This is a genomic window from Streptomyces sp. 4N124 (genome assembly GCF_052245395.1).
GTDB lineage: Bacteria > Actinomycetota > Actinomycetes > Streptomycetales > Streptomycetaceae > Streptomyces.
In genome coordinates this window covers 1-5088 of record NZ_JBQQBS010000127.1, presented here as the reverse complement: position 1 = coordinate 5088, position 5088 = coordinate 1, and the positions used below count along the sequence as shown (strand labels likewise).

3 protein-coding genes and 1 pseudogene are annotated in these 5088 nt (G+C 70.0%); 1 reads left to right on the top strand and 3 read right to left on the bottom strand.

The annotated features are described in order from the left end of the window. Positions 1–782: LAETG motif-containing sortase-dependent surface protein (locus ACTWQO_RS48310; protein WP_443243784.1), on the top strand; the 782-nt coding region annotated here is incomplete at its 5' end. A gap of 71 nt (positions 783–853) precedes the next feature. On the opposite strand, the gene ACTWQO_RS48305 is transcribed toward ACTWQO_RS48310, so the two are convergent. The 3 genes and pseudogenes from ACTWQO_RS48305 to ACTWQO_RS48295 all read right to left on the bottom strand — a co-directional run. Then, positions 854–2632 (bottom strand): GMC oxidoreductase, encoded by a 1779-nt coding sequence (locus ACTWQO_RS48305; RefSeq protein WP_443243783.1) that lies wholly within the window; start codon positions 2630–2632, stop codon positions 854–856. A 102-nt stretch (positions 2633–2734) separates the two neighbouring features. Beyond that, positions 2735–4348 (bottom strand): succinic semialdehyde dehydrogenase, encoded by a 1614-nt coding sequence (locus tag ACTWQO_RS48300; RefSeq protein WP_443243782.1) that lies wholly within the window; start codon positions 4346–4348, stop codon positions 2735–2737. 137 nt (positions 4349–4485) lie between these two features. Then, positions 4486–5088 (bottom strand): annotated as a pseudogene (locus ACTWQO_RS48295) (serine/threonine protein kinase); the annotation flags it as partial.

Here is a 5088-nt window from a genome sequence, read left to right as displayed (position 1 = left end):
GCGTCACGCCCTCCGCCACGGAGAGCGAGTCGAGCCCGGCCGAGCCCTCGGAGCCGGCCGAGCCGAGCGAGGAGCCGGACGTCCCGTTCTGCGAGGAACTCGACGAGGAGTTCTCCGACGCCAAGGTGTCCGCGGACATCAAGGGCCTGCCGGGCAAGATCGTCGCGGGTGACGGCTTCCACGGCTTCAAGCTGGTCGTCACCAACGAGTCCGGCACGGACGTCGAGGGCGTCGCCTTCTACGCCGAGGTCGAGAACTTCGAGCTCGACGAGTCGAAGTTCCTGAGCCGCCACGTCGACCTGGAGTTCAAGAACCCCGAGTCCGGCTCCTGGGAGCGGATCGGGGACGCCGAGTGGGCCGGTGCCTACTTCTTCGGCGTCGAGACGCTGAAGTCGAAGGCCAGCCAGACGCTCGACCTGCGCGTCAGCATCGACGCCAAGGCCCCCGCCGGTGACGCCTACTCCTTCGGCTCCGGTGCCTACCTCGACAACGTCGACGGCCAGGACTGCATCGCCGAGGGCTGGGCCCAGTACGACTTCGAGGTCCTGAAGGCCGGCTCCGCCAACCCGGACCCGGGCACCGCCACGCCGGGCGACAACGGCAGCAAGGGCACGGGGAAGAAGCCGCAGGGCAGCATCTCCGACCTGCCGACCGGCAACCTCGCCGACACCGGCGCAAGCTCCGCACTGCCGGCCATCGGCCTGGTCAGCGGCGTCGCCATCGTCGCCGGTGCGGGCGCGGTCTTCGCGATGCGCCGCCGGAAGGCCGGCGCGAACGCGTAACCGGAGCTCGCCGCAAGACTAAGAAGGACCTGCGCTCGGAGGGGGGTGCAGGTCCTTCTTGTTGGCGCCGGTCACTTCTTCGGCGGTACCGCCGGTATCCCCAGGAACGGCAGCTTCAGCGCGCCGAACGCGTCGGCCGGGACCATCGGTGACTTGGGCTCGACCGGCTTCAGCCGCTCGTACGGCACGCCCTGCGCGGGACGCGGGTCCGCCTCGCCCTTGTTGGGCCAGTACGACATCGCCCGCTCGGCCTGGGCGGTGATGGTGAGGGACGGGTTCACGCCCAGGTTGGCGGAGACCGCGGCGCCGTCGACAACGGAGATGCCGGGGTGGCCGTACAGACGGTGGTACGGGTCGATCACGCCGGTCTCGGGTGAGTCGCCGATCGGGCAGCCGCCGAGGAAGTGGGCGGTCAGCGGGGTGCCCATCAGTTCGCCGACGTTGGAGCCCGCGAAGCCGTTGATCGACTCCGCGATCGCCGACGCAGCCTCCGAAGCCGCCTTGATCTGCTTGGGGTTGGGGGCGCCGTGACCCTGGCGGGCGGTCAGCAGGCCCTTGCCGACGCCGTCCGGTTTCAGGTACGTCGACAGGGAGTTGTCCAGCGACTGCATCACCAGGCCGATGATGGTCCGCTCCGACCAGCGGCGGTTGGAGAGGGAGCGCAGGACGAGGAGCGGGTGCCGGGCGGAGTTCTTCAGCCAGGCCCCGACGCGGGACGCGCCGTCCACGTAGGGGACCTGGAGGATCGACAGGCCGCCCATCGAGTTGGAGCCCTTGCCGTAGCGGACCGGCTCGATGTGTGTGTTGGCGTCCGGATGGATCGAGGACGTGATGGCGACGCCGCGGGTGAAGTCGGCCTTACGCTCGCCGGTGACCTTGCGGTAGCGCCGGTTGTCGGTCTGCGCGCCGACCAGCGCCTCGGAGTTGGTGCGGGTCAGTTCGCCCAATCTGCCTGAGATGTACGGGAGTTGGCCGGTCGCTTTCATGCGGTGCAGCAGGGTCTGGGTGCCGTAGGTGCCTGCGGCGAGGACGACCCGGCGGGCCTTGAAGGTGCGGCCCTCGCCCTTCTTCTTGTCGCCGGTCGGCAGCGTGGCCACCGCGTACCCGCCCTGCGAGTCGTCCGTGACCGACACGACCGTCGTCATGGGGTGCACGACGGCGCCCGCCTTCTCGGCGAGGTAGAGGTAGTTCTCGTTGAGGGTGTTCTTGGCGCCGTGGCGGCAGCCGGTCATGCACTCGCCGCATTCGGTGCAGGCCTTGCGGGCCGGGCCTGCGCCGCCGAAGTACGGGTCGCCGGTCTGCTCGCCGGGCGCGGCCTTCGTGGTCCCGTCGGCGTCCTTGCCGTCCCCGAAGAACACGCCGACCGGTGCGAGGTGGAAGGTGTCGCCGACGCCCATCCGCTCGGCGGCCGCCTTCAGATGGACGTCGGACGGGGTCATGGTCGGGTTGAGCCGTACGCCGAGCATGCGCTGGGCCTGGTCGTAGTACGGCTGCAACTCCTCCTGCCAGTCGGTGATGTCACGCCACTGGGGGTCCTCGAAGAACGGCTTCGGCGGTACGTAGAGGGTGTTGGCGTAGTTGAGCGAGCCGCCGCCGACGCCGGCGCCCGCCAGCACCATGACGTTGCCCAGCAGGTGGATGCGCTGGATGCCGAACATTCTGAGCCGCGGGGCCCAGAGGTAGTTCCTGAGGTCCCAGGAGTTCTTGGGGAGGGTTTCGCGGGTGAAGCGGCGGCCGGCTTCCAGGACGCCTACGGTGTAGCCCTTTTCGGTGAGGCGGAGGGCGGTGACTGAGCCGCCGAAGCCGGAGCCGACGACTATGACGTCGTAGTCGTAGGTGTCCTGGGGCACGTGTGCTCCTCGTTGAGTGTCCGTGCGGGTGATCGGTGGTTGCTCGCGCCCACGCGGCGGAGCCGCAAATTGATACAGCCCCGCGCCCCTGTCGGGGCGCCTTTACCTGAACCGGAATGCCTTCATCAGGCGCAGGCTGCGGCTCATGAACTGCGCGTACTTCTCGTCGTCCATCCCCAGTGACGGGGCCATCGGCAGCAGTCGCTGCTGTGCCACCGTCTGGGCCTCCGTGTACTTGAGGATGCCCTCGGAGCCGTGGCGGCGGCCGAGGCCGGAGTCCTTCATGCCGCCCATCGGGGACTGGACGCTGCCGTAGGCGGGGGCGTAGCCCTCGTTGACGTTGACCGTGCCGGTGCGCAGGCGGGCGGCGACCGCGCGGCCGCGGGTGCCGTTCTTCGTCCAGACGGAGGAATTCAGGCCGTACGGCGTGGAGTTGGCGAGTTCGACGGCCTCGTCCTCCGTCGTGAAGCGGTACAGGGAGACGACCGGGCCGAAGGTCTCCTCCGTGCAGACCGACATGGGTTCTGTGACGCCGTCGAGGATGGTGGGCTCGTAGAAGTACGGGCCGATGTCGGGGCGGGCCACGCCGCCCGCGACCACCTTCGCGCCCTTCTCCACAGCCTCGTCGACGTGCCGCGTCACGGTCTCCAGCTGGCGTTCGCCGACCAGCGATCCCATGTCGGCGCCGTAGGCGAGGGACTTGCCGAGCCGCATCGCCTTGGTGCGGGTGGCGAACCGCTCCAGGAAGGTGTCGGCGATCGACTCGTGGACGTACAACCGCTCGATGGAGATGCACAGTTGGCCGGCGGAGGAGAAGCAGGCGCGGACCGCGCCCGCCGCCGCCTTGTCGATGTCGGCGTCGTCGAGGACCAGCATGGCGTTCTTGCCGCCGAGTTCGAGGGAGACGCCGATCAGGCGTGCGGCGGCGCCCTGGGCGACCTCGCGGCCGGTGCGGGTGGAACCGGTGAAGGAGACGTAGTCGGCGTGCTTGACGAGTTCCGGGCCGACGACGGGGCCCTCGCCGAGGACGACCTGGAAGACGTCGGCGGGCAGCCCGGCCTCGATCAGCAGGTCCCGGGCCCACAGCGCGGTCAGGCACGTCTCCGTGTCCGGCTTCATGACGACCGCGTTGCCCGCGACGAAGGCGGGGAGCGCGTCGCCGACGGAGAGTTCGAGGGGGTAGTTCCAGGGGGCGATCTGGCCCACGACACCGCGCGGGTGGCGCAGTTCGGTGACGCGGGTGAGCGTGGGCATGGCGCCGGCGTGCCGCTTGGGCCGTAGATACGCGGGGGCCCTACGGCCGTAGTGGCGCGCCGCGACGGCTACCGCCTGCACCTCCTCGTGGGCGTGCAGCCGCGCCTTGCCGGTCTCCAGCTGGATGAGGTCGAGGACCTCGGCCTGGCGGGCCAGCACCAGGTCGTGGAAGCGGAGCAGGACGGCGGCGCGCTGCCGCACCGGAACCTGCGCCCAGACGGACTGGGCCTTGCGGGCCGCCTCGAAGGCCTGCCGTACGTCCTCCGGTGTGGACTCGGGCAGGTCGGCCAGCTTCTCGCCGGTGAACGGCGTGTGGTTGGCGGTCCGGCCGGATCCGGCCACGCCCTTGGTGAGCTGCGCGATCAGCTCGGGGGTGACCACGTCGGCGGCGGTACGGGCGCCCGCGGGGGCGGGGGCGAGCGGGTTGGTGCCGGTCTTTTCCGGGGCCTGCGAGTCCGTCATGAGCCGCAGGGTATGCCGCGGCGGAGGCTTTGTGTACCCGGCGGTAATAGGGATTCACCGAGTGCTCACACGGCGCCAGCGATCACTGGCAACAAACGCGCTGATCAGGGCGTTGAGCCGAGACGATCAGCGATGGTTCAGTTCGGTCCGATCTCGAGACGGTCACGGACACCCTTGAACGCCGCCGTGCCCTTCTTCTCGTCCGCCGTCCCCTTGGGCATGTCCACGCGCAGCTCGTACATACGGCTGTCGTCGGTCAGGATCATCAGCTCCATGACCCGCGTGGGGTACTCCTTCAGGTCGTAGGTGGTGTCGGCGAGCACCGCCTCATGGCCGTCGACGCTGGTGCGCGTGTACTGCGTCCGCGCGTCCCCGTTGTACCTGTCCCAGCCGGCGTGCGCCTCCTTGGCCTGGCCCATCGGGGAGCGGGGCGCCTTGTCCCACTGGGTCAGACGGATCTGTACGGTCTCGCTGTCGTCCGCGTAGACCACGATCCGGGGCTGGCTGGCCGCGTTGCCCTGCCGGGCGTACTCGTCGTAGCCGGCCGGGACGGAGAGGACGGCCTTCATGTCCTCCTCGCGGTGCGCGGTCCAGGGCGCGGATCCTTCGGTGCTGGGGACGGAGGGCGTGCGATCGTTCGCCGCCCCGCTCTCGGTGTCGGCGAGGGAGGTGCCGAGCCAGATACCGCCGGCCAGGAGGGCGCCGAGCAGGGCGGCGGGGAGGGGGTGACGGAGGAGGCG

Coding starts and splice junctions, on each gene's coding strand:
- ACTWQO_RS48300 (WP_443243782.1), bottom strand. CDS start 4,348: ATGACGGACTCGCAGGCCCCGGAAAAGACCGGCACCAACCCGCTCGCC.